Origin of the sequence: Bacillus sp. LUNF1 (assembly GCF_011008975.1) — a bacterium.
GTDB classification, from domain to species: Bacteria; Bacillota; Bacilli; order Bacillales; family Bacillaceae; genus Bacillus; species Bacillus velezensis.
This window is the reverse complement of the sequence record NZ_CP048876.1, coordinates 2,918,067-2,943,367: the sequence shown is the minus strand read 5'-3', so window position 1 is coordinate 2,943,367 and position 25,301 is coordinate 2,918,067. Positions and strand designations below refer to the sequence as shown.

Genomic DNA, 25,301 nt, shown 5'->3' with positions numbered 1-25,301 from the left:
TATGTAAGAGGTGAACTGCATGTGGACTTGGAAAGCAGACAGGCCCGTCGGTACCATTGTCATTATCCACGGGGCGAGCGAATACCACGGGCGCTATAAATGGCTCGTTGAAATGTGGAGATCTTCCGGATATAACGTGGTGATGGGCGATTTGCCCGGTCAGGGAACGTCGACCCGCGCCAGAGGGCATATTCGCTCTTTCCAAGAATACATTGATGAAGTAGATATATGGATTGATAAAGCGAGAACGCTTGAAGCGCCCGTTTTCCTTTTGGGCCACAGCATGGGCGGACTGATTGCGATAGAATGGTTTAAGCAGCAGAGAAATCCCCGCATTACGGCACTCATTTTATCATCACCTTGTCTGGGTCTGCAAATAAAAGTCAATAAAGTCCTTGATTTTGCGTCTAAAGGACTGAACGTCCTCGCTCCGTCCCTCAGAGTGGATTCCGGCTTATCACCTGATATGGCAACGAGGAATGCGGATATGATTGAAGCGGATCAAAACGATTCTTTATATGTCACGAAGGTATCCGTAAGATGGTATAGAGAGCTTTTAAAAACCATTGATGCCGCTATGGTGCCGACTGATGCGTTTTTAAAGGTGCCGCTTTTGCTTATGCAGGGCGGTGATGACAAAATCGTCGATAAAATGAAGGTCCGCAAATGGTTTTCCGGTGTGGCTTCCCATAATAAATCGTACCGCGAATGGGAAGGGCTTTATCATGAAATTTTTAATGAACCGGAAAGAGAAACTGTGTTTAAGGCGGCAAAAGCCTTTACAGATCAGTATATTTGAATTCGCTGGGGGTGCATATGTTGACAGTACCGGAACATCCTTTTAACCTTATGGCAAAAGTGTATCGGGAAATTTTTCCGCTCGTTCATCAGGAATTGAACATGTGGCGGGAAAAATCAGATTCCATTAAAAATACCGAACTGCGGCAGCAGGCGGCCGCAAGTATCCGCGATAAATCGTTTCATTGTGAAGGCGGCGGCATTTTAGCCCTGCTTTCGGGAGAGCAGAAACAGAAATGCGTGCAATTTATCATCGCGTATCAGACAATCAGTGATTATCTGGACAATCTGTGCGACCGCAGCACCTCGCTTGATCCCGAGGACTTCCGCATGCTTCATCTTTCCATGCGTGACGCGCTGACGGTCGGCGCCGAGGTGCGGCCGTACTATCAGTACAGAGACGAGCGGGATGACGGCGGTTATCTTCATGAGCTGGTGAGAACATGCCAGCGGGTGCTCGGGTCAATAGAACATTACGGTATCATTAAACCTTATTTGCTTGAGCTGTGTGATTATTATTGCGACCTTCAGGTTCATAAGCATGTCGTTGAGCATGAACGCGTTCCGAGGCTTAAAGGCTGGTTTGAGCAGTACCGGTCACAGCTTCCGGAAATGGAGTGGTTTGAGTTCTCGGCCTGCGCCGGATCGACGTTAGGCATTTTCTGTCTCGTTGCTTACTCATTCCAGCCTGATTTTAACGAACATACCGCTGAGAAAATCCGCAGCAGTTATTTTCCGTACATACAAGGGCTGCATATACTGCTTGATTATTTAATTGACCAGGAAGAGGATCTGCTTGAAGGCGATCTGAATTTCTGTACGTATTATCAGTCTCATGAAGAAATGATGCAGAGACTGCAGCATTTTATTGAAAAAGCGGATGAACATTTGCAAGGCATTCCGCATGAAAATTTTCACCGGCTGATCAACAGGGGGCTGCTCGGCGTCTATTTATCCGATGACAAAGTCGCCGGCCAAAAAGAAATGGGCCGCCTCGCGCGAAAGCTGATCAGGGCAAGCGGAAAAACGTCATTTTTCTTTTATATTAACGGAAGAGCCTACCGCAAATTTCAGAAGATGGCTTGGACGAAAAGTTCGTAATGGGTGGACTGCGCCTCTCGTGTAAATCATGACGGCGCAGTTTTTTTATTTATGACGTGAAGAATGAAACATTGTTTGCGCCTGCAGAATATGATACTTTAATTTTATGAAAAAATTAAAGTATTTAGCCGTCATAGCATTACTTTCCATTTCCGGAGGCTGCTCCGTCATCCATGCTTCCGCCGGCTATCATCCTGTCTTGATAGCGCACAGGGGCTCTTCTGCGATTGAGCCGGAACATACAGCTTTGTCTTATGCGCGTGCCATTAAAGACAAAGCAGATTATATTGAGATAGACTTACGGGAGACAAAGGACGGCCATCTGATTGCCATTCACGATAAAACGGTAGATCGGACAACAGATGGTAAAGGGATGACAGATGATCTGTCTTTGGCTCAGATTAAGAAACTGAATGCGGGAAAAGGAGAAAAGATTTTAACATTAGAAGAAATCATACAGAAATTCGGACAAACTGCCAATTACTATATTGAGACAAGAGAAAGCAACGGCAGCCTGGTGATGGAAAAGAAACTGATTGACATATTACAAAAACATAAGCTGATTTCCAGCCATAAAGCAGTCATTGAGTCTTTTAGCGGGAAGAGCTTAAAGAAAGTTCGATCTATGAATAAAAAAGTTCCTCTTGTTCGATTATTAAAAGATAACGAGGCTGAGGAGATAAATGATAAGCAGCTGCAAACCATCAGAACGTATGCTGATACAGTCGGGCTCAACGCCAAATTGGCAAATGAAGCAGTCGTGAAGCGCATTCATCACAATAAGATGAAAGTGCACGTGTTTTTTGATAAGGAAGACGAGCATACGCTGACGCCTATTATGCTGAAACAAAAAGCAGATGGTATCTTTACAAACAATCCCGCTTATACACGCAGCGTGCTGCAAAACAGTAAATAAAAAGAGACATGCGCATTTTACGCTGTCTCTTTTTTTAACGGTTTCTTTTTTGCCGCAAGGTGCATTGCGAATTTGCCGATCAGCCCGATGACAAAAAATGCAGCAAACCACCAGTAATAGGTTTTTGCGAACTCAAATCCTAAATGTCTTGATAAAATGATGACGAACATCACATAGGGAACACTTGAAAATATGATGCGAAGAATATTCAAACTGCCGCTCCTCCCAGATGTTACACTTAAAAGATATGATTTTTTCCATTATTTCATAGTAATTGATTTTTCTTGAAAAGTAAACACAAAAAGAATCGGCCCGCTTATGACAGGCCGATTCTTTATTTGCCGGCAGATTTCTTTTCAATCGCTATAATAAACGGAGGGTCGTTTCGCTGATTGAGAAAGCCGTAGCTCAGCACGCGCGCTTTTTCCTGATCAAGATTGCCGCAGTACTCCAGTAATGCACTTTTTTCCGTCTTGCCTTCAGGATGCCCGTGGTACACAACGAGAACGATCAGCCCGTTCTCCTTCAGCAGTTCAAGGAGCTGTTCGATCGCGGAAATGGTTGAGTGACCGTTTGTCGTAATGCTTTTATCGCCGCCGGGCAGATAGCCGAGATTAAACACGGCGCAAGCCACACGACCGTGCGCATCTTCAGGCAGCGATGCCTTTATTTGATCATGGCTCTTATGGTGAAGCGTGACGCGCGGGCCGAAGTCGGCACCGAGCCGCTCCTTCGTTTTAGCCAGTGCGTCCGCTTGAATATCAAAGGCATGGACATGTCCTGTCTCACCGACAAGGCCGGCCAGGAAATATGTATCATGTCCGTTGCCCATCGTCGCGTCAACTGTGATATCACCTTCCTGTGCGGCGGACTTCAGCAATTCTTTACTGAAAGGGAGGATGTGCATTAAGGTCATAGGGCGGTCTCCTCCCCGATCTTTCTGAAGAGCTTCCCTTGATAGCTTCCCCGTGTTTCCAGCTCTTTTTGAATGGCGCCCAGTACTTCCCACTTATTGACGCTCCACATCGGTCCGACCATTAATTCGATCGGCCCGTCTCCCGTAATGCGGTGAACGATCATTTCCGGGGGAATGATTTCGAGCTGATCACATACAAGACTTACATATTCTTCTTGAGAAAGGAACTCCAGCTTTCCTTTTTCATATTGCTTCACCATCGGTGTGCCTTTTAATAAGTGAAGCAGGTGAATTTTAATGCCTTGTACATCCAAATCAGCGACGGCTTTGGCCGTCTCCATCATCATGTCCCTGTTTTCAAGCGGAAGCCCGTTAATGATATGGGAACAAACGCGGATGCCGTGTTTTCTCAGTTTATTGACACCCTCAACATAGCAGTCAAAATCATGGGCGCGGTTGATCAGAAGGGCGGTCCGCTCATGCACGGTCTGCAGCCCGAGTTCAACCCACAAATAGGTCCGCTCATTCAGTTCGGCCAAATATTCCACGACATCGTCCGGCAGGCAGTCCGGACGGGTCGCGATCGACATGCCGACAACGCCGTCAAGCTTGAGGACGGATTCGAATTTTTCACGCAGCTCCTCTACCGGGGCATGCGTATTCGTGAACGCTTGGAAATATGCGATATATTTGCCGTCTTTCCACTTTTCGTGCATGCGGTTTTTGATATCGTGAAATTGCGTGAGTAAGTCATCGGCCCGATTGCCGGCAAAATCGCCGGAGCCCGCCGCGCTGCAGAATGTGCAGCCTCCGTGTGCAACCGTGCCGTCCCGATTCGGGCAGTCAAAACCGCCGTCAAGCGCGACTTTAAACACTTTATGCCCGAAATGCTCCCGCAGATGATAATTTAATGTATGGTACCGTTTTTCCGTATTTGAATAAGGAAAAGGGTTATTCTCGTTCAATGTTCAAAAAGCCTCCCTCACATCAGATGCATCCTAAAATTGTAGCATGAATGATGGGGGTTCACAATCTGAAAACAGGATGCGGCTTTCTTTTGTTTATTATGACTGCAGGCAGGATTCTCATTCCTTTAGTTAAACACGGAAAATTTGGTTCTCTTTCCTTCAACCTTCGGGTGTTATTATTTTTGGTCCGCTCAAACTAAGTTTGATTTCCCATTCACTGAGGAGGGGTTTCGTTGGCAACAAGACAATCAGTAGATGAACATCTCCAAAGAAGCGAACAGGCGTATGAATTTGCGAATGAGCAATTTATAACCGCTTCAAAACAAGAGCATTATAATGATAATGAGTACAGTGAAGCGCAAATGATGCTTGAAAACGCGGTGAATGAATTAAACAAGCTGTCATTATCTGCGAATGATCAGCAAAGAGAGCAGCTTTACCGAATGAGATTGCAGCTGCAGACCTTGCAAAACAATATGATTTTGCAGCGTAATTTTGATTACTGACCGCGCCGTTTCAAATGGTTCAGCAAACCTGCCGGAATCCCGGCGGGTTTTTTTGTATTTCTTTTAAAAAAAGAATTGACAATAGGCCTGAGTGTGTTTATTGTATTACGTGTACTACTTGATGTAATACACATAAAACACTCAAAAAATGAAATCGATATATAAATGTTAAGCATAGGGAAGGGGAACTTTCATGAAAAACAAAAGATCCGTAAAACAAGATGTGCCTCTTATTATCGCCGCCTCGGTTTTGGCCAGCAGTCTGTTTGCCGTTCTTGTCGTACTCGGATTTCAATGGCAGAACATTTGAAGAAAGAGAGCAGCTCGTAAAAGAAAGAAGGGAAGTAAATGATTCAAATCGATCCGAGAAGCTCAACTCCGATTTATGAGCAGATCATACAGCAACTGAAAGAGCTTTGTTTAAAAGGGATCATGAAGCCGGGGGATAAACTTCCTTCTGTCAGGGAATTGGCAACGATCATTATCGCCAATCCGAACACAGTCAGCAAAGCGTACAAGGAGCTCGAACGCGATGGTGTCATTGAAACGCTGAGGGGAAGAGGAACGTATATATCGGAGAATGCAAAAACGACATTGGTTGAAGGGAAGATGACGATGATAAAAGAGCAATTGAAACAGCTCATCATCGATGCCCATTACGCGGGAGTTGAGCTGGAGAAGCTGCAGGAATGGATAAAGGAAATCAGCGCTGATGTGAAAGGAGGCAAGGATCATGATTGAATTGCGGAATCTCTCAAAAACGATAGACGGTAAAGAAGTGCTCAAGGATATTTCGCTCACCATCGGAAAAGGGGAAATTTTCGGGCTGCTCGGGCGAAACGGATCAGGGAAAACAACACTGCTCCGGCTCATTCAGCAGATTCTGCTGCCGGATCAAGGGACGGTTTTATTTAATCAGGTGGAAATAAAGCGGCATCCGAAAGTAAAACAGAACATCATTTATATGCCTGTTGAAAATCCTTTTTATGACAAGTATACATATAAACAGCTTGTTGCGATTGTAAGCAGAATCTATCCGAATTTTGATGTGACTTACGCCAATGAGCTGATGAACAGGTACGGCATTCCGGAAACGAAGAAATACCGTGAATTATCGACAGGCCTGAAAAAACAGCTTGCGCTCGTCCTTGCCTTTGCTTCACGCCCGGCACTTATCCTTTTGGATGAACCGACGGACGGAATTGACGCCGTAACGCGTCATGATGTGCTTCAGCTTATGGTGGATGAAGTGGCTGAACGGGAAACGAGCATTCTGATTACCTCACACCGTTTAGAAGATATTGAGCGAATGTGCAACCGGATCGGGTTTTTGGAAGGAAATCAGCTGACGAATGTGATGGACTTGGATGATATGAAGGAAGAGTACATGAAAATCCAAATGGCATTTGAAGAAAACGTCGCCTTGAAGATCAGAGAACAAAATATACCGATTCTCGACCATGCCGGTGTGTTTTATACGGTGCTGATTCAAAAGAATGATGAAAAGAAAAAGAACTTTCTGCAAGAGCTGCAGCCGAAAGTATGGAACGAACTTCCTGTCAACTTAGAAGAAGTCTTCATCGCGAAGTTTGGAGGGAACCGGAGATGGTAGACAGGGGATTGCTGTACAGGGAATGGGTGCAGAATCGAACTGTTCTTGTGATGGTCGGCATTTTTTTAGCGGCGGTCAATCCATTTGAAGTGTTAAATACCTATCTTGTCTATCAGGGCTGTCTGGATACCCACGGAGCATATTGTAAGTTTTATGTGAATTCTTTGGATAGCGGAATGCTGAACTTGAACTGGGCGCCCGCTGTGATTTTGGCGGTTTGCTTATTCGGACTGGAGCGTACAAAAGGAACGATTGATGCGCTGTTCAGTCTGCCTTATTCCCGCGCTCAGGTGTTTCACACCAAATTTTGGCTCGGGGCGGCGGTCATTACCGGCGCTCAGGTGATCGGCTACGGGCTGGCTGAGCTGCTCATTCTTCTGTTAAAGCCTGAGCGCGTATATTTCTTTCACCATTACAGCGTCGGCGAAATCATTGTGAGTATTTTGGCTTTTACATTGGTCGCGAGCGCAGGCTGCTTAACGGGCAATACGTTCGCCCAGCTGTTAACGGCGTTTGCCGTGTCGATAGCGCCTTACCTGATTATTACGCTGCCGCTGACAAATGCGGAAGTTATCTTCGGGGTCGGCATGCATGAGCTGATGCCATCAGTCAATGCTTACTTAAACGATTCGTTTCAATATCTGATTCCGATCATGTATGTTAATACGGACTGGGTATCTGCCAGCAAGTATATATTAATCATTCCGGCAGTGATGAGCATTGTATTTTATGCCATCGGGTACTTTTGCTATGTCAGGCAGCCGGTGGAACGGAACGGCCGTTTTTTTCTCTGGAGACAGCTTGACCGGCCCATTCAGATTGTGGTGATCTTAATCGCCGTTCTCGGTTTTGGCCTGGCGGGGTACTCGATGGGACAGACGATGACAGGGTATGTGGCCGGGATGCTGGTCGGAGGAGCGATCGGATTTTTGGTCAGTTACTTTGCCATATTTAAAAAAACGAAGCATGTATAAGAAAGGAGGGCCGGAATGATACCGCGGGGATTGTTGTACACAGAATGGAAGAAAAATCAGTGGTTGTTTTTATGCAGCGGCATTCTTTTAATGGCGGCAAACCCTTTTATGGTTTATAACAACTACTCAACATATCAAGAATGTTTGAATAACCCAGCTCTTCAAGATTGTGAATTCGTTGTTAATTATACGAATGGGTCGCTTCTTTCCTTCAGCTGGATTGTGAGTGTTATCATTGCTGTCTTCTTATTAGGGTTAGAACGGACAAAGGGAACGATGGATGCTTTGTTAAGCATGCCTTACAGCAGAGGCCAAATCTTTCAGACGAAATTCTGGCTCGGCGGGGCAGTCATTGTTGTTCCTCAGGTGATAGGCTATGGAGCGGCGTCATTGCTGATATCTTTGCTGAAACCGAGCCATACGTACGATTTTGATCATTTTTCAATCGGAATGATTGTCATCAGTTTTATGGCTTACGCCTTGTTAATGGCATCCGGAGCATTAACGGGACAGATATTCGCCCAGCTGTTAACGGCGTTTACAGTAACGGTTCTGCCCTTTTTACTCATCGGTCTGCCGGCCGCGAATTTGGAGGTCGTTTTCGATTTTAGTGTCGGAGATCAATTTTCTTTTATCAGCAGTTATATCGAATCCCGTCTTTTTATATTTATAACCCCTATTGTATATGTGTTTAACGACTGGATCAGAGAAAGAGATTTGATTTTAATCATTCCGATTGTGATGAGCCTTGTCTTTTATCTGATCGGTTACGTCAGCTTTCTGAAACACCCGAATGAACGGAACGGCAGATTCTTTCTTTGGAGAAAATTGGACCGGCCGGTGCAGATATTGGTGATTGCCTTTGCCGTTATGGGTTTCGGCGTTTTCGGATATGGGGTCACAGACACGATGTTCGGCTATTTAGCCGGCATTATCTTCGGCGCGATTATCGGGTTTTTCATCAGTTATTTTACGGTTTACAGGAAGTCAAAGCATATGTAGATCTGTTTGAAAATGAACAGTTTGGAGGAAAGCAAGGTGCCGATTAGCGGTTTGCTTTATAAAGAATGGAAGCAGCGGCAGACGCTGCTGCTTCTTACAGCGGGGTTCTTAGCTATTTTAGGCCCTTTGGCAATTATAAATGAATATTTTCACTATAAGGATTGTTTGAGTGCGCTTCATCAATATTCAGATTCAGTTTGTACGTTCAGCATTGATTACAGCAATCGGAATTTGATCGGGCTGCATTTCATTCCTCCGGTTATGATGGGGCTTTTTCTGATAAGAGGAGGCCGGGCTGAAAGGATGTTTACACTGAGTCTTCCGTATTCGAGAAGCCGGATATTTCATACGAAGTTTTTCTTGGGAGCAGCCGTGTTAGCCGGCTCGCAATTTGTTTCTTACGGAGTATCTGACATATTGTTTCTGGCGCTTAAACCTGACGCTGTCCATCATTTTCAATCATTCAGCGCAGGGATGCTGGTCATCAGCTTGATGATTTATGCATTAGTGACAGCTGCCGGCACGATAACGGGCAATTTAGCGGCACATCTGATCACGGCGTTTACGGTTTCCGTCTTTCCGATCGTGGTTATGACGATTTACCTGTTAAACGCTGAGTTCCTTTTTGGCAGGCAGGCTGTGCCGGATATTGATTTCCCTTGGAGCGGGTTTCTGATCTATTTCATGCCTGCCGCTTACATCCATACATCATGGATGTATTACATGAAACACGCATTGTTAATCTCCGCATTAATGGGATTTTGTTTCTATCTATTCGGCTATGCGAATTTCCTGAAAATGCCGAGTGAACGAAGCGGTCATTTTATCCTGAGCAAACACATTGAGCGCATCATTCAAGTGCTCGTCATGGTGCTCAGTATGCTGGGAAGTGCGGGGGTATGCGGATATGCTTATAACGGCTCGTATACCGGTTACATATTCGGCATGCTTCTCGGTGCGATTATCGGGTTTTTCATCAGTTATTACTTCATCTATAAAAAAACGAAACAGATATAAGGGGGAGTGGTGTACGTGATAGAAGTACAGCATATTGATCATTCATTTAAAATCGGCAGGAAAGGCAGAGAGAGTGAAGTTCCGGTATTGAAGGATGTCTCTTTGACCGTTGAAAAAGGGGAAATTGCCTGTATCGTCGGTCGGAGCGGTTCCGGAAAATCAACGCTTCTGAATTTAATATCCGGATACATAGCGCCGACGAAGGGCCGTATCGTCATTAACGGCACTGATGTGACGGGCTTCAGTGAAAAAGAGTGGGCGCAGTTCCGCCTCGGGCATTTCGGCTTTATTTTTCAAAGTTTTCAGCTCATTCCGAGTCTGACAACCTATGAAAATGTTGAAATGCCGCTTGCCTTAAAAGGCGTCAAACCGTCTGAACGCAAGCAGAAGGTCGCGGATATGCTGAAACGGGTCGGACTTGAGAATCATGCGAATCATTATCCGAATGAGCTGTCAGGCGGCCAGCAGCAGCGTGTCAGTATCGCAAGAGCCCTGATTTTAAATCCGTCGATTATTTTAGCTGATGAGCCGACGGGAAGCCTTGATTCAGAGACGGAACTTGAGGTGCTTGCATTAATTCAGCAGCTGAACCGGGAGCGCGGGATTACATTTGTCATCATTACGCATGACGATGAAGTCGCTTCGATCGCGCATTCAAAATTCCAGCTGCATGACGGTGTATTAAAAGGGGGCGTTACTGTTGAGATTTAAGGATCAGATTCACTTTATCAGAAGAAATATGAAGAAAAACCGGCTGCGTGTTTTCATGACGGTGCTGGCAACGACAATGGCGTGCGCGTTTTTAGTGGTGCTGGCTTCCGTCGGATTCGGCATCCAAAAAACGATTACAGACATTACGATGAGCCAGCAGATTGTTACGGAAATCAACGTACTCGGCCAAGAAAACGGAAAAGCCGTGAAGAAATCAGACTTGGAAAAGTATAAAAATGTCAAGTCTGTCGTTGAAAGAACACAAGTGTATGAACCGAATAAAGCGTCATTGGGAAACCGAACAAATGAAGATTCAGCCATTGTGCTGACAAACATGAACGATGAAGTCAAAGCCAATATGGAGCTTGATCAGGGAAGGGTCGCCCGCACAGAGAATGAAATCGTGGTCGGCTATGATTTTGCGAAGAACCTATTGACGAAAAAAGAGGCTGACGCTTACGACAAAGAGTTAAAGGATCACCAAGGCGACATGTCGGAGGTGAAAAAACCAAAAGGCTATACGAAAGACCTGCTTAATAAAACGATACAGCTGAGCATCTCCAAAACAAACAAAGACGGAGACGTTGAAAAAACGAAAACGTACGACTTTAAAGTAGTTGGAATTACAAAAAAACCGTCCCAAGATTGGATGGAGGATACAAATATTTTTGTGAGTGATCAATTCAAGAAAGACTTCTCGACATTCTTGGATCTGAAGAATGGAAATGCGGAAAAAAGCATCAATGTGTATGCGGACAAATTCGATCATGTCGATCAGCTTACCCATGACCTCACGGATGACGGCTTTTATGTCAGGTCTGTCACTACCGAGCTGAAGGGCGTCAACACCTTTTTCCTCGTCTTTAAAATCGGCCTGATCTTTGTCGGCTTTATCGCCGTCGTGATTTCTGCTATCGGTATTTTCAATACGATGACGATGGCGGTGACGGAACGAACGCAGGAAATCGGGATTATGAAAGCGATCGGCGCAAGCCCGTCCATCATCCGCAGAATGTTCCTGATGGAAAGCGCCTATATCGGGATATTAGGTTCTGTCATCGGGATTATCATTTCTTACGGAGTGAGTTTTGCCGTCAATCTGGCTGTGCCGGTTATCTTAAAAGCGGTAGGGGGAAACACCGGAGCTGAAGATCTTCATTATACCTTCTCCTATATCCCGCTCAGCCTCGTTGTGATCGCAGTTGTCATTTGTGCGGGGGTCGCGGTGATTTCCGGTATGAATCCGGCCCGCAAAGCGACAAAAACCAACGTTCTGACCGCATTAAGAAGAGAACTGTAAAGGAAAAAAGCCGGCTGGACATCAGCCGGTTTTTCCTCTATTTATCAGAAAAGGGCGGATACCATGTTTCACATTTTGTTAATAGAAGATGATAACACTTTGTTTCACGAGATGAAAGAGAGATTAACGGGCTGGTCATTTGCGGTGCACGGAATAAAAGATTTCAGCCGGGTCATCCGGGAGTTTTCCGAAATCAAGCCTGATTTGGTGATCATTGATGTACAGCTGCCGAAATTTGACGGCTTTCATTGGTGCAGAATGATACGCTCCCAATCAAACGTGCCGATTCTCTTTTTGTCCTCGCGTGATCATCCCGCGGATATGGTCATGTCGATGCAGCTCGGGGCAGATGATTTTATTCAGAAGCCTTTTCACTTTGATGTGTTAATCGCGAAAATACAGGCGGTGTTCCGCCGTGTGCATCAATACGGCACAGAACCGGCGCTGATGAAAAGATGGTGCGGGGCGGTCATTGACACAGAAACCAACACGGTCAGCCGTAAAAACGGTTCGGTCGAGCTGACCAAAAACGAAATGCTGATCTTAAAACTGCTGGCTGAGCAGAAAAATAAAATCGTCAGTCGGGAAGAACTCATCAGAAGCCTTTGGAATGATGAACGTTTCGTCAGTGATAATACGCTGACGGTGAATGTCAACCGGCTGCGGAAAAAACTCGAACAATTAGGCATCGGGAAAATGATTGAAACCAAGGTGGGGCAGGGATACATCGCAAAGGAAGAAGACGGTCTTTATGATTAAATCATTTCTGCTCGAAAGAAAAAGCTGGATTGCGATGTTTCTTTTGCAGCAGGCTGTGCTCCTTTTTGCGGCATATATTGATCCGTCTATTCCGTTTTTTTCAGTGCTGTATTTCGTTTACCTGTCGCTTCTTGTGTTTCTTGTATTTCTCTTGTTCCGCTATCGTAAAGAGACCGCCTATTATAAAAGCTTAAGAGAGTGGGACGCCAATTTAGACATGTCTTATCTTAAAGCGCCTGACAGTCCGTTTGAGTCTATCGTTGAAGAAAGCATTGAAGGGCAGACGGAGCAATTACGAAAAAGCTCACTTCACCTTCAGGCGGCTTCAGAGCATGAAAAGGACGATCTGATGTCATGGATTCACGAGGTCAAAACACCGCTGACAGCGATGCATCTCATGATTGAGCGCCTTGATGAACAGCCGCTGAAAGCCCCTTTGCTGTATGAATGGCTGCGGATTCACCATCTCCTGGACCAGCAGCTTCATCAGAAACGATTGTCCTTTATTGAAAATGATTTATCATTCCAGCGCGTTCAGCTCAGACCGCTCGTTTTCAAAGAAATTAAAAATCTGCAATCATGGTGTATACAAAAAGGGATCGGGTTTGACATTCAGCTTGATTCACCAGACGTTCACAGTGACGGAAAATGGCTTTCCTTCATCATCAGGCAGCTGTTAAGCAATGCCGTCAAATACAGTGAAGCGGATGACATTACCGTAAAAAGCTATGAACAAAACGGCCGGGTGCACGTGGATATTGAAGACCGCGGCATCGGCATCGAGCCCAAAGATCTTCCGCGCATTTTTGAAAAGGGATTTACTTCGACGCGAATGAGGCGTGATCACGCGTCAACGGGGATGGGCCTGTATTTGGCTCGAAAAGCCGCGGCTCCGCTTCTCATACAGATCAGCGTGCGCTCTGAGCCGGAAAGCGGCACGGTTTTTACCTTGGTGTTTCCGAAACAGAACGATGCCGTCAGCATGTTCAGCGTGTGACAAAAGTGTCACATGCTTTTCTCTTTTGTTCGCTTAATCAAACGAAAAAAACGGCTTCTGTTTTTAAAATAAAGATAACCAATGTAAAAGGAGAATCATAACGCGATGATTTTAGAAGCAGGCAATATACAAAAAAGCTACGGAAACAAGCTGAATAAACAAGAGGTGCTGAAAGGAATTGATCTTCAGATTCACAAAGGGGAATTCGTCAGCATTATGGGCCCGTCGGGATCAGGGAAAACGACCCTTTTGAATGTGCTTTCCTCCATTGATAAAGTGAGCGCGGGCACCATTAAACTGAATGAGACGGAGATAACATCCATGAAAGAAAAACAGCTTGCCGAATTCAGAAAACGGCATCTCGGCTTTATTTTTCAGGATTATAATTTATTGGACACGCTGACCGTGAAGGAAAACATACTCCTGCCGTTATCCATTACGAAAATGTCTAAGAAAGAGGCGGACCTGCGATTTGCCGAGACGGCAGAGGAGCTTGGGATCTATGATTTGCGACATAAGTATCCGAGTGAAATTTCCGGCGGGCAAAAACAGCGGACGTCTGCCGCAAGAGCTGTTATTCACGAACCGGGCATTATTTTTGCTGATGAGCCGACCGGAGCGCTCGATTCAAAGGCTGCCATGGATTTACTGAATAAACTCAGCCGTCTGAATCAAAAACGCCGCGCCACCATTGTGATGGTGACGCATGATCCGGTTGCCGCCAGCTATTCCGGACGTGTGGTTTTCATTAAAGACGGCCGTGTGTATACACAGCTGAATAAAGGCGGTCAGGACAGACCGGACTTTTTTCAGGATATTATGAAAACGCAAAGTGTATTGGGCGGGGTTCAGGCATGAGTATTCATCATTTGATCTTCCAGAACCTGAAAAAGAATATGAAAAACTATTACCTTTACGTTTTTGCGCTGGTGTTCAGCGCCGCCCTTTATTTCGCGTTTGTCACGATGCAATACGATCCGGCGCTTGATGAAATGAAAAGCTCCATAAAAGGAGCGGCGGCAATCCGGGCCGCCTCTGTACTGCTTGTGGCGATCGTGTCGGTATTTCTTTTATACGCCAACACCATTTTTATTAAACGGCGCGGCCGGGAAATCGGCTTATTCCGATTAATCGGCATGACGAAAATGCACATTTTCCGCATACTCAGCACAGAAAATTTCATTTTGTATTTCGGATCGATTTGGATCGGTATTTTTGCCGGCTTTTCTCTTTCGAAATTATGTATGATGATGCTGTTTCATACAGTCGGTGTGAAAGCCTCTGTCTCACTGTTTTTTTCAAGCAAGGCGCTCGTTCAGACGTTAATTGTGTTCGGGGCAATTTACCTGCTGATTATGGTGATGAATTACTTATTTATTAAACGGCAAAGCATTTTGTCTTTATTTAAAACCGCGTCATCGTCAGAAAGCGGCATAAGACGGCTTTCTTGGGTGCAGATGTCGATCGGCGTTGTCGGTATTGCGGCCATTATCGCCGGCTATGCCGTGTCCGCGCATTTATTCGGAGGCAGTTTTACGAGCATGAATGAACTGTTTTCGGCAATGGTGTTTATTCTCGGCTCGGTCATTATCGGAACCTATCTGTTTTATAAAGGTTCGGTCAGCTTTCTGGCAAATCTCATCCGGAAATCAAAAGGCGGGTATCTGAATGTCAGTGAAGTGCTGTCTTTGTCATCCATCATGTTCCGGATGAAGTCAAACGCCGTATTGCTGACGATTATTACGACTCTTTCGGCGCTGGCAATCGGTTTGCTGTCTTTAAGCTATATCTCGTACTACTCCGCGGAAAAATCGGCTGAGCAAAATACAGCCGCGGACTTTGCGTTTGATAACCAAAAGGAGACTGACTCATTTACCGCTTTATTGAAGAAAGACGGAATTGAACACAAAGTGAAAACAATCAAGACCATTCAAGCCGGTGTCAATATGAAGAACATCATAAACGGCGATATGAAAAACTTTCAACAAGACCCGTCCAGCTTGGCGCTGCCGATTATAAGCGAGAAAGACGCAGAAGGGACGGAGCTTTCTGACGGAGAAGCCGTGTTTACCGGATATAATGATATGATGAAAAGATTTCTCGACCTGAAAACGTCGGGTTCCATTGATATAAACGGCAAAACGGATAAAATACCGCTGGCGTATAAGGGCTTGAAGAACGACTTCCTCCTGTCATATACATTTACAAGCGGAGGGCTGCCGACCGTTATCGTCACGCAGCAGGTATTCGACCGGATCGAGAAAGATATCGACCCGTCCATTCAGGGAAAATCAAATCGGTTTTTCGGCATTACACTCAAACGTGAAGAGGACATCCAAAAAGCTGATGGTCTGTTTCAGGCGCAGCACTATTCAGACGGCGCGCTTTCGCAATTTGAAACGGCTGACACTCAAAAGAAAAATATGGGGCTGATCATGTTTATTGTCGGCTTTTTGGGATTGACCTTTCTGATCACCTCAGGCTGTATCCTTTATTTTAAACAAATGGGCGAGTGTGAGGATGAGAAGGCTGATTACACGATATTGCGGAAGCTCGGCTTCACAACGGGAGATCTGCTGAAAGGCATCCGCCGGAAGCAGGCGTATCATTTCGGGATTCCGCTCGTTCTAGGGCTGTTCCACAGCTATTTTGCCGTTCAGTCAGGATGGTTTTTATTCGGAACGGAAGTGTGGACGCCGATGATCATCGTCATGGCGCTGTATACGCTGCTGTACTCCATCTTCGGCATGCTGTCGGTGCTATACTATAAAAAGGTCATTCAATCCGCATTGTAAAACAAGTTGAGGAGCCTCCGCATAAGCGGAGGCTTTTTTTGTATGAATAGAAGAAAGCGATTTTTAAAAGAATAGACATACGTCATTTTTTCGCGCGGGGGAGCCTTATGCAGAAGTATTTTCAATTGAAATCTGAAACAGGGACCTTTCATCTTTTTTCCAAGGAACACATTTTCACGCTGTTGATCATCGGATTGCTGGGGGCGGGCGTGATCATGTTCCGGAAAAAGCTCAACCACGGCCGGTCGAATCGCATGATCCGCTATGTACTGTTCATTCTCCTTGCCGTGTCGCAGATCAGCTATCATATATGGCTGCTATGTCATCATGCCTGGTCGCTGAAAACAGCTCTGCCGCTGCAGCTGAGCGACCTTTCCGTCTATTTGGCGATGCTGATGGTCATGACAAAAAGCAAAAAACTGTTCGCCTTCCTCTATTTTGCCGGTTTGGGCAGCGCTATACAGGCGATGGCAACACCTGATTTAGGGGCGTATTCTTTCCCTCATTTTCGGTACATCGTGTTTTTCGTCTCCCACGGCTGTGTTTTTCTTACCTGTCTATTCATGGCTGCTTCAGAAAGGTACAGGCCGTCGGCGCGCGGGCTGTGGGTATCGGTGCTGATCGTAAATCTGTACGGGGCGTGTGTCTTTTTTATTGATCGTGTGCTGAATGCAAATTACCTATATTTAATGAAAAAACCGAAGACCGCTTCGCTTCTGAATGTTTTCGGACCTTGGCCGTGGTATCTTCTATCAATGGAAGCGGCGGTGATATTGAGCTTTTTCATTCTGTATATTCCGTTTTGGCTGCTGAGGAAAAGAGCATGAGGCCGGCCTGTTTTTGTGAATCCAATCATTTGTAATTTTTTCAACATTCCGGCATTATTTTTTTCGGATTCTGATGTTGAAAAAAGACGTCCGCGGCGATAGAATGAATGTGCTATGATAACGTGTTCGATACGGAGCCGCGGCTTGCGGTTTCCGTTTTTTCATGGGGTTTTTTATAGAGAGAGGGGGATCGGTATGCCGCGCGCTTTGAAGATATTAATCATCGGAATGTTTATCAATGTGACGGGCGCATCTTTTTTGTGGCCGCTGAATACGATCTATATTCATAATCATTTAGGGAAATCGCTGACTGTTGCGGGGATTGTTCTGATGCTGAATTCCGGTGCCAGTGTGGCGGGGAATTTATGCGGCGGATTTTTGTTTGATAAAATCGGCGGATTCAAATCCATTATGCTCGGCATTATGATCACATTGGCAAGTCTTCTCGGACTCGTTCTGTTTCACCAATGGCCCGTTTATATTTGGCTGCTCATCATTGTCGGCTTCGGTTCCGGTATCGTGTTTCCGGCCAGTTATGCCATGGCGGGAGCGGTATGGAAAGAAGGCGGGCGGAGAGCTTTTAATGCGATTTATGTAGCTCAGAACGCAGGTGTCGCCGTGGGCTCGGCACTCGGCGGGATGGTTGCGGCGTACTCGTTTACGTACGTGTTTTTAGCCAATGCTATGCTGTATGTGCTGTTTTTCCTTATCGTATTTTTCGGGTTTCGAAATATCAAAACCGGAAATGCGAGCCAGGTTTCTGTCCTGGACTACGAGCCTGTCAGCAGCAGAACGAAATTTACGGCGCTTCTCATATTGAGCGGCGGGTATGTTCTCGGGTGGATTGCCTATTCGCAGTGGTCCACAACCGTTGCGTCACATACTCAAAGCATCGGTATGCCGCTTTCATTATACAGTGTGCTTTGGACCGTAAACGGAATATTAATTGTCGCCGGACAGCCTCTCATAGGAGCTGTTCTGAGAAAATGGTCCGGTGCGTTAAAAACGCAGATGGTCATCGGCTTTTGTATTTTTATCGTCTCGTTCGGCGTGCTTCTCAGCGCCAAGCAATTTCCGATGTACCTCACCGCAATGGTGATTTTAACTGTCGGAGAAATGCTTGTCTGGCCTGCCGTGCCTACCATTGCCAATCAGCTTGCGCCTAAGGGGAAAGAGGGGTTTTACCAAGGGTTCGTCAACAGTGCGGCGACGGGCGGCAGAATGATCGGGCCGCTCCTTGGCGGCGTGCTGGTTGATCAGTACGGCATGAGCGTGCTGCTGCTGATCCTGATGGTGCTTCTTGTTGTCAGCATCGCAGCGACGGTGCTGTACGACAAACGCCTGAAAACCGTTAATAAACAAAACGTCCAAGTGCGATGACGACATAAAAAAATCCCGCTGTTTCGGCGGGATTTTTTTGTTTATACGACCGGAAGCACGTTGACCGCGTCCTTAACGTTTAAATATGTCTTTAATGAAGAAAAGCTGGCATCAAGCTGATTTATTCTCATGGCGAGGGAAGGCTTGATCCCGGTAATAATCAATTCCGTGCCGATTAATTTAAGCAGATGGTGCAATTTGAAAATCCGGTCTGCGGTCTGTTCGTTTACCTCGGCCAGACCTGATAAGTCTATAATTAAGTAATCATCTTTAGATGCGGTTAATATGTCCGTCAAAGTTGTCACGATTGAATCAAATCGTTCTTCCGTTAAGTTTCCCACTAACGGCAAAGCGGAGATGCCGTTTCGGATCGGAACAATCGGCGTTGACAGCGTCGTGATTTCTGCGAGGGAATCCTCAAGGAGCTTTTCGTATTCTTTCTGCTCTGTAATGTCTTTTTGAAAACCGACAAAATAGAGCTTGTCTTCAACATACAGAGGATCAATGTTGAGTTCATTCCAAAATGGGGTGCCGTCTTTTTTGACATTTTTCAGCCGCACCGTGATCTTTTCTTTCTGGTTTAAGCTCTTTCTTATTTTCGCGACTTGTTGACGGTCGGTTTCTTTGCTTTGCAGAAATCTGCAGTTCTTACCTAATATCTCTTCGGAAGAGTAGCCTGTCATATCCATAAATCCCTGATTTGTATATATGATGGGATTGTCCTCAAGAGAGGGGTCTGTAATCACCACGCCGATGCGTGCGTGATCAAGCGCCTTTTTGATAAGCTCCAGCTGCTCCAGTTTTCCGAATACATTTGAGTCAGCCATGTAAAACCCCCTTTTGGCCGTAAAGCTGTGCGCTTTTTCAGCCGTTGTTTCTCCCCTTTTTAAATGAATCTACAGTAACCGTAGCATAACATATGTTCTGATTCAAGCAGCCGAAGTTTGCAATTTGTCATTCGGGCTTGTCCTCATATACACTGAATATATAAGGGGAAGGCACACATTGCTAAGTAAGTGACTAGGTCATTGTCACTGGGTGAAAAATGAATCTAATGCATCAAGCTTACCGATCATGTGTTCACATATAATGGAAGAAACAAGCTTTTTACTTTCCTGCTCAATCGCCGGTATGTAGATATCGAATATCATCGTATTCGTAAGGGGGCTGGATGGCCTGAAGTCGCTTTACTAAATAAGGGCTTTAGGAAGGTGATGAAGATGCTGCATCAGGTAATAATTGCTTGTGTAATTGGAGGCATCATGGGGGTTCTCGGTCATGTGAAAAAGAGAGGCAGGCTGGAGAAACCCAGAATGACAAAGCGGTTTATCTATCTCGGTTTTTTGGAAGATGGTTTTATCGGAATGGCTGCTTCCATCTTACTTGTCTTATCCGCTGACCCCGATTCAGGAATTCAACTCGTCATCTTATCCATAATCGCAGGCTACGGCGGAGAAGCTGTTCTCAGGAGCTTTGATTTTGTCAGAGAACAAAACAGTGATTCGGCCGAAGCAAAACCACACCAGCAAAAAAATCCTCCATCAAAATAATATCCCCGCTCATGACCCGTTCTGGGTACATTCCCATTGTATACAAACCTGCTTGCACTTATGAACAGAATTCTATAAAATACAGGTAAGATTACGGTAGCGATAAGAACAGTGAAGAGGAGCAGTAAGAAGCAGATTTTGCAATCAGAGAGTTGACGGCCGGTGCAAGTCAATCAAGTCTGTTTCCGAACTCGCCTCAGAGTTGCAGCGGCAAAACCGCTGACGCATAACTGCGTTAAAAGTATCAAGTGAGTGCGGCTTAAAACCGCGCTAACGAGGGTGGTACCGCGGGAAATAAAAATCTCTCGTCCCTTTTTGGGATGAGGGAGTTTTTTTTAGTTTTAGAATAATCTGAATATAATCTTTCTCATCCCGTCAATACTTGGACTACATACGCCGTATTCAATCAGAAGGAGGTTTTTACGTTGAGTTTTCAGCACGAAAAAATAGAAAAGAAATGGCAGAATTACTGGTTGGATCATAAAACGTTCGCCGTCAGTGAAGAGAATGACAAGCCGAAGTTTTACGCGCTTGACATGTTCCCGTATCCTTCAGGAGCCGGCCTTCATGTCGGACATCCGGAAGGCTATACGGCAACCGATATCCTTTCGCGCATGAGACGCATGCAAGGATACAATGTGCTTCATCCGATGGGATGGGACGCGTTCGGGCTTCCTGCCGAGCAATACGCGCTTGACACGGGGAATGATCCGGCTGAGTTCACAAAACAAAATATAGATAATTTCCGCCGCCAGATCCAATCACTCGGATTTTCTTACGATTGGGATCGTGAAATCAATACGACTGATCCGGACTATTACAAGTGGACGCAGTGGATCTTCACCAAGCTGTACGAAAAAGGGCTCGCTTACGTAGACGAAGTGCCGGTCAACTGGTGCCCGGCGCTCGGAACGGTGCTTGCGAACGAAGAAGTCATTGACGGCAAAAGCGAGCGGGGCGGCCATCCGGTTGAACGCCGTCCGATGAGACAATGGATGCTGAAAATCACCGCTTATGCGGACAGGCTTCTTGAAGATTTAGAAGAACTTGACTGGCCGGAAAGCATTAAAGACATGCAGCGCAACTGGATCGGACGCTCAGAAGGCGCAAACGTGCATTTCGCGATCGACGGCACTGATGACACGTTTACGGTGTTTACGACAAGACCGGACACGCTGTTCGGCGCGGCTTATGCCGTACTGGCTCCTGAGCATGAGCTTGTGGAGGCCATCACGACGCCTGAACAAAAAGAAGCGGTAGACGCTTATGTTAAAGAAGTTCAGGCGAAAAGTGATCTGGAACGGACGGATCTTGCGAAAACAAAAACGGGCGTCTTCACAGGCGCATATGCCGTAAACCCTGCAAACGGAGAAAAGCTGCCGATCTGGATAGCGGATTATGTCCTCGCCTCTTACGGAACGGGCGCTGTAATGGCCGTGCCGGCGCATGACGAACGTGATTTTGAATTCGCCAAAGTGTTCAGCCTGCCTGTCAAAGAAGTCGTAAAAGGCGGAAACACGGAAGAAGAAGCGTACACGGGAGACGGAGAGCATGTCAATTCCGGCTTTCTGAACGGACTGAATAAAGCGGAAGCGATTGAAAAAATGATCGCCTGGCTTGAAGAAACGAAAAACGGTGAGAAAAAAGTGACATACCGTCTGCGTGATTGGCTGTTCAGCCGCCAGCGCTATTGGGGCGAGCCGATTCCGGTTATTCATTGGGAAGACGGCACGTCAACAGCCGTTCCGGCGGAAGAGCTGCCGCTGATTCTGCCGAAAACAGATGAAATCAAACCGAGCGGAACAGGTGAATCACCGCTTGCCAACATTAAAGAGTGGGTGGAAGTCACTGATCCTGAAACGGGCAAAAAAGGCAGAAGAGAAACAAACACGATGCCGCAATGGGCGGGAAGCTGCTGGTATTTCCTCCGCTTTATCGATCCGAAAAATCCGGATCAGCTCGCGTCACCTGAGAAACTGGATAAATGGCTGCCTGTTGATATTTACATCGGAGGAGCGGAGCATGCCGTGCTTCACCTTCTGTACGCGCGTTTCTGGCATAAATTCCTCTACGACATCGGTGTCGTGCCGACGAAAGAACCGTTCCAAAAGCTGTATAACCAAGGAATGATTCTCGGGGAAAATAATGAAAAAATGAGTAAATCCCGCGGAAACGTCGTCAATCCGGATGAAATTGTGGCGTCTCACGGAGCAGATACGCTCCGCCTGTACGAAATGTTTATGGGGCCGCTTGATGCATCTATCGCCTGGTCTGAATCAGGTCTTGACGGAGCGCGCCGCTTCCTTGACCGCGTATGGCGTTTGTTTATCGAGGAAAACGGCGAACTGACGGGCAAAGTGACAGAAGGCGCAGGCGAAACTCTTGAGCGCGTCTATCATGAAACGGTCATGAAAGTGACAGAAAACTTCGAAGCCCTTCGTTTTAACACGGGCATTTCTCAGCTGATGGTCTTCATTAATGAAGCTTACAAAGCGAATGAACTGCCGAAAGACTATATCGAAGGTTTTGTGAAGCTGCTTTCTCCTATTGCGCCGCATTTGGCTGAAGAACTGTGGGAAAAACTCGGCCACGAAGGTTCGATTGCATACGAGGCTTGGCCTGCTTATGACGAATCAAAACTGGTGGACGATGAAGTGGAAATCGTCGTCCAGCTGAACGGAAAAGTAAAAGCGAAATTAATGGTTCCGGCTGATGCTGATAAAGCAGCGTTAGAACAGCTCGCACAAGCTGACGAAAAAGTAAAAGAGCAGCTTGAAGGAAAAACGATCCGAAAAATCATTGCCGTACCGGGCAAGCTTGTCAATATCGTGGCAAACTGACCGGACGAAGCCCCTCTCCTACAGAGAGGGGCTTTTTTATCAGGCCTCTATCATAGAAATTGCACCGCGGGCTTTGGTATACTTAACACCATAAAGATGAATGGGAGTGTCACACATTGAAAATAAATGAAATCAGCACAGCCGCACTGGAAGAAAAATTAAAAACGGGAGAAGAGCTGTATCTGGTTGATGTCAGAGAAGACGAAGAAGTTGCCGAAGGAATGATTCCGCAGGCCGTTCACATCCGCATGGGAGACATCCCTGAGAAGATGGATGCGTTAGACAAGGACAAGGAATATGTATTTATCTGCCGTTCCGGAAAAAGAAGTATGAACGTTTGTATGTATTTACATGAGCAGGGCTTCCGTACGGTTAATGTTGAAGGCGGCATGCTGGAGTGGGAAGGCGAAACAAAGCCGAAGAAATAACGCTTTGAAGTGAAAGAAGAAAAAGGACGTGCGTCTTTTTCTTCTTTTTTTATAAAAAAACGGGAGGCGAATCAGGTGAAACCGATGATCCGCGCGATGAAAACAAACGATATCAAACAGGTCCGGCAAGTCGCAGAACGCAGCTGGCATCATACGTATGAAGGGATTATTCCCGGACACATTCAGGATCAGTTTCTCGAATCCGCCTATCAGGATGAGATGATGGAACGCCGGCTCTTGCATTCTCTGTTCTTTGTGGCAGAAGAAGAGGGGCGAGTGCTCGGTTTTGCAAATGTCACCCCGGTTCAAAAAGACGGAAATGCGGAGCTGACCGCCATCTATATTGACCCGGATTGCCAGGGAAGCGGGATAGGAACGACACTCCTTAAAGAATGCATCAGGCAGTCCGGCGGGGTAAAAAAGCTTTATGTCCATGCAGAAAAAGAGAACCGCATCGCCTTATCCTTTTATCAAGCGAAAGGGTTTCAATGGGTATGTGAATTTGAAGAAGACTTTAAAGGACACACTTTACAGACGGTCAAACTGGTGCTGAACATATAAAGCGATCCAGCCTTTCCAGGACCGGATCGCGAATGATCAGTGATAAGCCGGAAGCAGGTCTTTGTGCGCTTCAAATAAGTCGTCGCACAAAGAGATGATGTCATTCATGGAAAGCTCGGCGCTTGTATGCGGGTCAAGCATGGCCGCCTGATATACGGCTTCCTTTTTTAATGTAACGGCCGCTTCGATGGTTAAAAGCTGTGTGTTAATGTTTGTTCTGTTGAGCGCCGCGAGCTGCTCCGGAAGTTCGCCGGAATAGCACGACATAATGTGGTTTTTGACGGCTGTGCAAGGCACTTCAACGACCGCTTTCGCCGGCAGATTCGGTATCAGCCCGGTATTCAGCACATTGCCGCCGAATGTGAACGGTTTGCCCGTCTCCATCGCTTCTATAATTCTCGAACCGTATTCTTTTGAGCGTTCGTGCGTCAGGTTTTGGTTGTTGATGATGCCGTCTCTCATCGTTTCCCAATTGTTGATTTGTTCCGCGCATCTCCTCGGATATTCATCAAGCGGAATTTGGAGTTCATCTATCAGCTCAGGATACCGGCTTTTTATAAAATACGGGTGATATTCAGCATTATGCTCAGATGATTCCGTTACGTAGCAGCCGAATTTATCCATCAGCTCAAACCGCACCATGTCCTTATGTTTCGTCTTTTGTTTTTCGCGTGCCCGTCTTTTAATTTCAGGATATAAATCAATTCCGTCTTTTTTAATCTCCAAAAGCCAAGCCATATGGTTGATGCCGGCAATGCGTTCTTCTGTCCCTTCGTGATCCATGCCGAGTGAGTCAAACAGATCTTTGGTACATACCTGGACGCTGTGGCACAGGCCGACCGTTTTGACATTTGTATGTCTGAGCATCGCTCCGGTCAGAGAGGCCATCGGATTTGTATAGTTTAACAGCCACGCATCCGGGCAGACCTCTTCCATGTCTTTTGCGATGTCAAATAAAACGGGGATGGTGCGAAGGGAACGGAAAATGCCGCCTATTCCGACGGTATCGGCAATCGTCTGGCGGAGACCGTACCGCTTCGGGATGTCAAAGTCAATAACCGTCGCGGGTTTATAGCCGCCGACTTGAATGGCGTTGATCACATAGCCGGCGTGTTTCAGCGCCTGTTTTCGGTCATCGTAGGAGATGATGGATATACTCGTATTGTAGCGGTCTCTCATGTTTTCCAGCATGAGCTGGGATTCTTTCAGCCGTACAGCGTCAATATCATAAAGCGCGAATTCAAACCCGTTTAATGCTTCAGTCAGTAAGCAGTCCCCCAGTACATTTTTTGCGAAAATCGTGCTCCCCGCTCCGATAAACGTAATTTTCTTCAATAGAAATT

At 46.1% G+C, this 25,301-nt stretch carries 26 protein-coding genes and 1 other annotated feature; of the genes, 21 read left to right on the top strand and 5 right to left on the bottom strand.

The genetic code is table 11. From position 1 onward, the window contains the following. Positions 1–19: 19 nt before the first annotated feature. From G4O42_RS14430 to G4O42_RS14420, 3 genes are all read left to right on the top strand, one after another. Positions 20–799, top strand: coding sequence for an alpha/beta hydrolase (locus tag G4O42_RS14430; protein WP_003152261.1), 780 nt, complete (start codon positions 20–22; stop codon positions 797–799). Positions 800–819: 20 nt separating this feature from the next. Further along, positions 820–1,899 carry a tetraprenyl-beta-curcumene synthase family protein gene (locus tag G4O42_RS14425; RefSeq protein WP_025285155.1) on the top strand — a complete coding sequence of 360 codons (1,080 nt, stop codon included), beginning with the start codon at positions 820–822 and terminating at the stop codon, positions 1,897–1,899. A 106-nt stretch (positions 1,900–2,005) separates the two neighbouring features. Continuing rightward, entirely contained in the window at positions 2,006–2,815 is an 810-nt protein-coding gene (locus G4O42_RS14420; protein ID WP_032873564.1) for a glycerophosphodiester phosphodiesterase family protein, read from the top strand. A 17-nt stretch (positions 2,816–2,832) separates the two neighbouring features. On the opposite strand, the gene G4O42_RS14415 is transcribed toward G4O42_RS14420, so the two are convergent. The 3 genes from G4O42_RS14415 to mnmL form a co-directional block, all read right to left on the bottom strand. Continuing rightward, the gene (locus G4O42_RS14415) at positions 2,833–3,027 is read right to left on the bottom strand and encodes a hypothetical protein (RefSeq protein ID WP_003152265.1); all 195 of its coding nucleotides are present in this window, start codon (positions 3,025–3,027) and stop codon (positions 2,833–2,835) included. Positions 3,028–3,149: 122 nt separating this feature from the next. After that, positions 3,150–3,731: a tRNA 5-(aminomethyl)-2-thiouridylate-methyltransferase MnmM gene (gene mnmM, locus G4O42_RS14410; RefSeq protein ID WP_032873567.1), complete on the bottom strand. Its 582-nt coding sequence runs from the start codon at positions 3,729–3,731 to the stop codon at positions 3,150–3,152. Next, the gene (gene mnmL, locus G4O42_RS14405) at positions 3,728–4,696 is read right to left on the bottom strand and encodes a tRNA modification radical SAM protein MnmL/YtqA (RefSeq protein WP_007408822.1); all 969 of its coding nucleotides are present in this window, start codon (positions 4,694–4,696) and stop codon (positions 3,728–3,730) included. The genes mnmM and mnmL overlap by 4 nt, the downstream gene beginning before the upstream one ends. A 236-nt stretch (positions 4,697–4,932) precedes the next feature. Between mnmL and G4O42_RS14400 the strand changes: the two genes are divergently transcribed. The 14 genes from G4O42_RS14400 to G4O42_RS14335 all read left to right on the top strand — a co-directional run bounded on the left by G4O42_RS14400 (position 4,933) and on the right by G4O42_RS14335 (position 18,579). Continuing rightward, the gene (locus G4O42_RS14400; RefSeq protein WP_016938496.1) at positions 4,933–5,205 is read left to right on the top strand and encodes a YtzC family protein; all 273 of its coding nucleotides are present in this window, start codon (positions 4,933–4,935) and stop codon (positions 5,203–5,205) included. A 348-nt stretch (positions 5,206–5,553) separates the two neighbouring features. Then, a complete protein-coding gene (gene ytrA / locus G4O42_RS14395) occupies positions 5,554–5,946 on the top strand; it encodes a GntR family transcriptional regulator YtrA (protein WP_003152275.1) in 393 nt (130 codons plus the stop codon). After that, positions 5,939–6,817 (top strand): ABC transporter ATP-binding protein, encoded by an 879-nt coding sequence (locus G4O42_RS14390; protein WP_007613240.1) that lies wholly within the window; start codon positions 5,939–5,941, stop codon positions 6,815–6,817. The genes ytrA and G4O42_RS14390 overlap by 8 nt, the downstream gene beginning before the upstream one ends. Next, positions 6,811–7,791 (top strand): ABC transporter permease subunit, encoded by a 981-nt coding sequence (locus G4O42_RS14385; RefSeq protein ID WP_032873570.1) that lies wholly within the window; start codon positions 6,811–6,813, stop codon positions 7,789–7,791. The genes G4O42_RS14390 and G4O42_RS14385 overlap by 7 nt, the downstream gene beginning before the upstream one ends. 15 nt (positions 7,792–7,806) lie before the next feature. Next, positions 7,807–8,793 carry an ABC transporter permease gene (locus G4O42_RS14380; protein WP_032873572.1) on the top strand — a complete coding sequence of 329 codons (987 nt, stop codon included), beginning with the start codon at positions 7,807–7,809 and terminating at the stop codon, positions 8,791–8,793. Between the two features lie 36 nt (positions 8,794–8,829). Next, positions 8,830–9,810 carry an ABC transporter permease ytrC gene (locus G4O42_RS14375; RefSeq protein ID WP_032873574.1) on the top strand — a complete coding sequence of 327 codons (981 nt, stop codon included), beginning with the start codon at positions 8,830–8,832 and terminating at the stop codon, positions 9,808–9,810. Positions 9,811–9,825: 15 nt separating this feature from the next. Further along, positions 9,826–10,521 (top strand): ABC transporter ATP-binding protein, encoded by a 696-nt coding sequence (locus G4O42_RS14370; RefSeq protein ID WP_007408816.1) that lies wholly within the window; start codon positions 9,826–9,828, stop codon positions 10,519–10,521. Further along, positions 10,511–11,821, top strand: coding sequence for an ABC transporter permease (locus G4O42_RS14365; protein ID WP_012118242.1), 1,311 nt, complete (start codon positions 10,511–10,513; stop codon positions 11,819–11,821). The genes G4O42_RS14370 and G4O42_RS14365 overlap by 11 nt, the downstream gene beginning before the upstream one ends. A 63-nt stretch (positions 11,822–11,884) precedes the next feature. Continuing rightward, on the top strand, positions 11,885–12,580 hold the full coding sequence (locus G4O42_RS14360; RefSeq protein ID WP_007613229.1) for a response regulator transcription factor: 696 nt from the start codon (positions 11,885–11,887) through the stop codon (positions 12,578–12,580). Continuing rightward, the gene (locus G4O42_RS14355; protein WP_032873576.1) at positions 12,573–13,577 is read left to right on the top strand and encodes a sensor histidine kinase; all 1,005 of its coding nucleotides are present in this window, start codon (positions 12,573–12,575) and stop codon (positions 13,575–13,577) included. Before G4O42_RS14360 ends, G4O42_RS14355 begins: the two co-directional genes overlap by 8 nt. Before the next feature lie 105 nt (positions 13,578–13,682). Next, entirely contained in the window at positions 13,683–14,435 is a 753-nt protein-coding gene (locus G4O42_RS14350) for an ABC transporter ATP-binding protein (protein ID WP_007613227.1), read from the top strand. Beyond that, on the top strand, positions 14,432–16,372 hold the full coding sequence (locus G4O42_RS14345; protein ID WP_032873578.1) for an FtsX-like permease family protein: 1,941 nt from the start codon (positions 14,432–14,434) through the stop codon (positions 16,370–16,372). The genes G4O42_RS14350 and G4O42_RS14345 overlap by 4 nt, the downstream gene beginning before the upstream one ends. A gap of 107 nt (positions 16,373–16,479) precedes the next feature. Further along, positions 16,480–17,199 carry a YwaF family protein gene (locus G4O42_RS14340; RefSeq protein WP_032873580.1) on the top strand — a complete coding sequence of 240 codons (720 nt, stop codon included), beginning with the start codon at positions 16,480–16,482 and terminating at the stop codon, positions 17,197–17,199. 195 nt (positions 17,200–17,394) lie between these two features. Continuing rightward, positions 17,395–18,579 (top strand): MDR family MFS transporter, encoded by a 1,185-nt coding sequence (locus G4O42_RS14335; RefSeq protein ID WP_032873582.1) that lies wholly within the window; start codon positions 17,395–17,397, stop codon positions 18,577–18,579. Between the two features lie 41 nt (positions 18,580–18,620). Here the strand turns inward: G4O42_RS14335 and ytvA are convergent, their stop codons facing one another. Then, entirely contained in the window at positions 18,621–19,406 is a 786-nt protein-coding gene (gene ytvA, locus G4O42_RS14330) for a YtvA family blue-light photoreceptor (protein WP_032873584.1), read from the bottom strand. Between the two features lie 387 nt (positions 19,407–19,793). Between ytvA and G4O42_RS14325 the strand changes: the two genes are divergently transcribed. The 4 genes from G4O42_RS14325 to G4O42_RS14310 all read left to right on the top strand — a co-directional run bounded on the left by G4O42_RS14325 (position 19,794) and on the right by G4O42_RS14310 (position 23,958). Beyond that, positions 19,794–20,129, top strand: a complete 336-nt coding sequence (locus tag G4O42_RS14325) for a DUF4257 domain-containing protein (RefSeq protein WP_015418038.1) — start codon at positions 19,794–19,796, stop codon at positions 20,127–20,129. 102 nt (positions 20,130–20,231) lie between these two features. After that, positions 20,232–20,445 (top strand) — a binding site (T-box leader). Positions 20,446–20,554: 109 nt separating this feature from the next. Beyond that, entirely contained in the window at positions 20,555–22,969 is a 2,415-nt protein-coding gene (leuS, locus tag G4O42_RS14320; RefSeq protein WP_007613214.1) for a leucine--tRNA ligase, read from the top strand. Between the two features lie 116 nt (positions 22,970–23,085). Next, complete coding sequence (locus G4O42_RS14315) at positions 23,086–23,397, top strand: rhodanese-like domain-containing protein (protein WP_032873586.1); 312 nt, start codon at positions 23,086–23,088, stop codon at positions 23,395–23,397. A 9-nt stretch (positions 23,398–23,406) separates the two neighbouring features. Continuing rightward, positions 23,407–23,958 (top strand): GNAT family N-acetyltransferase, encoded by a 552-nt coding sequence (locus tag G4O42_RS14310; RefSeq protein WP_079891119.1) that lies wholly within the window; start codon positions 23,407–23,409, stop codon positions 23,956–23,958. Positions 23,959–23,994: 36 nt separating this feature from the next. On the opposite strand, the gene melA is transcribed toward G4O42_RS14310, so the two are convergent. Continuing rightward, on the bottom strand, positions 23,995–25,293 hold the full coding sequence (gene melA, locus G4O42_RS14305) for an alpha-galactosidase MelA (protein ID WP_032873588.1): 1,299 nt from the start codon (positions 25,291–25,293) through the stop codon (positions 23,995–23,997). Positions 25,294–25,301 lie beyond the last annotated feature (8 nt).

Excerpts from the sequence above, each read along its gene's own strand:
- G4O42_RS14430 (WP_003152261.1), top strand. The coding sequence starts at position 20 with ATGTGGACTTGGAAAGCAGACAGGCCCGTCGGTACCATTGTCATTATC.
- G4O42_RS14420 (WP_032873564.1), top strand. The coding sequence starts at position 2,006 with ATGAAAAAATTAAAGTATTTAGCCGTCATAGCATTACTTTCCATTTCC.
- mnmM (WP_032873567.1), bottom strand. The coding sequence starts at position 3,731 with ATGACCTTAATGCACATCCTCCCTTTCAGTAAAGAATTGCTGAAGTCC.
- ytrA (WP_003152275.1), top strand. The coding sequence starts at position 5,554 with ATGATTCAAATCGATCCGAGAAGCTCAACTCCGATTTATGAGCAGATC.
- G4O42_RS14390 (WP_007613240.1), top strand. The coding sequence starts at position 5,939 with ATGATTGAATTGCGGAATCTCTCAAAAACGATAGACGGTAAAGAAGTG.
- G4O42_RS14385 (WP_032873570.1), top strand. The coding sequence starts at position 6,811 with ATGGTAGACAGGGGATTGCTGTACAGGGAATGGGTGCAGAATCGAACT.
- G4O42_RS14380 (WP_032873572.1), top strand. The coding sequence starts at position 7,807 with ATGATACCGCGGGGATTGTTGTACACAGAATGGAAGAAAAATCAGTGG.
- G4O42_RS14360 (WP_007613229.1), top strand. The coding sequence starts at position 11,885 with ATGTTTCACATTTTGTTAATAGAAGATGATAACACTTTGTTTCACGAG.
- G4O42_RS14355 (WP_032873576.1), top strand. The coding sequence starts at position 12,573 with ATGATTAAATCATTTCTGCTCGAAAGAAAAAGCTGGATTGCGATGTTT.
- G4O42_RS14350 (WP_007613227.1), top strand. The coding sequence starts at position 13,683 with ATGATTTTAGAAGCAGGCAATATACAAAAAAGCTACGGAAACAAGCTG.
- G4O42_RS14345 (WP_032873578.1), top strand. The coding sequence starts at position 14,432 with ATGAGTATTCATCATTTGATCTTCCAGAACCTGAAAAAGAATATGAAA.
- G4O42_RS14340 (WP_032873580.1), top strand. The coding sequence starts at position 16,480 with ATGCAGAAGTATTTTCAATTGAAATCTGAAACAGGGACCTTTCATCTT.
- G4O42_RS14335 (WP_032873582.1), top strand. The coding sequence starts at position 17,395 with ATGCCGCGCGCTTTGAAGATATTAATCATCGGAATGTTTATCAATGTG.
- ytvA (WP_032873584.1), bottom strand. The coding sequence starts at position 19,406 with ATGGCTGACTCAAATGTATTCGGAAAACTGGAGCAGCTGGAGCTTATC.
- G4O42_RS14325 (WP_015418038.1), top strand. The coding sequence starts at position 19,794 with ATGAAGATGCTGCATCAGGTAATAATTGCTTGTGTAATTGGAGGCATC.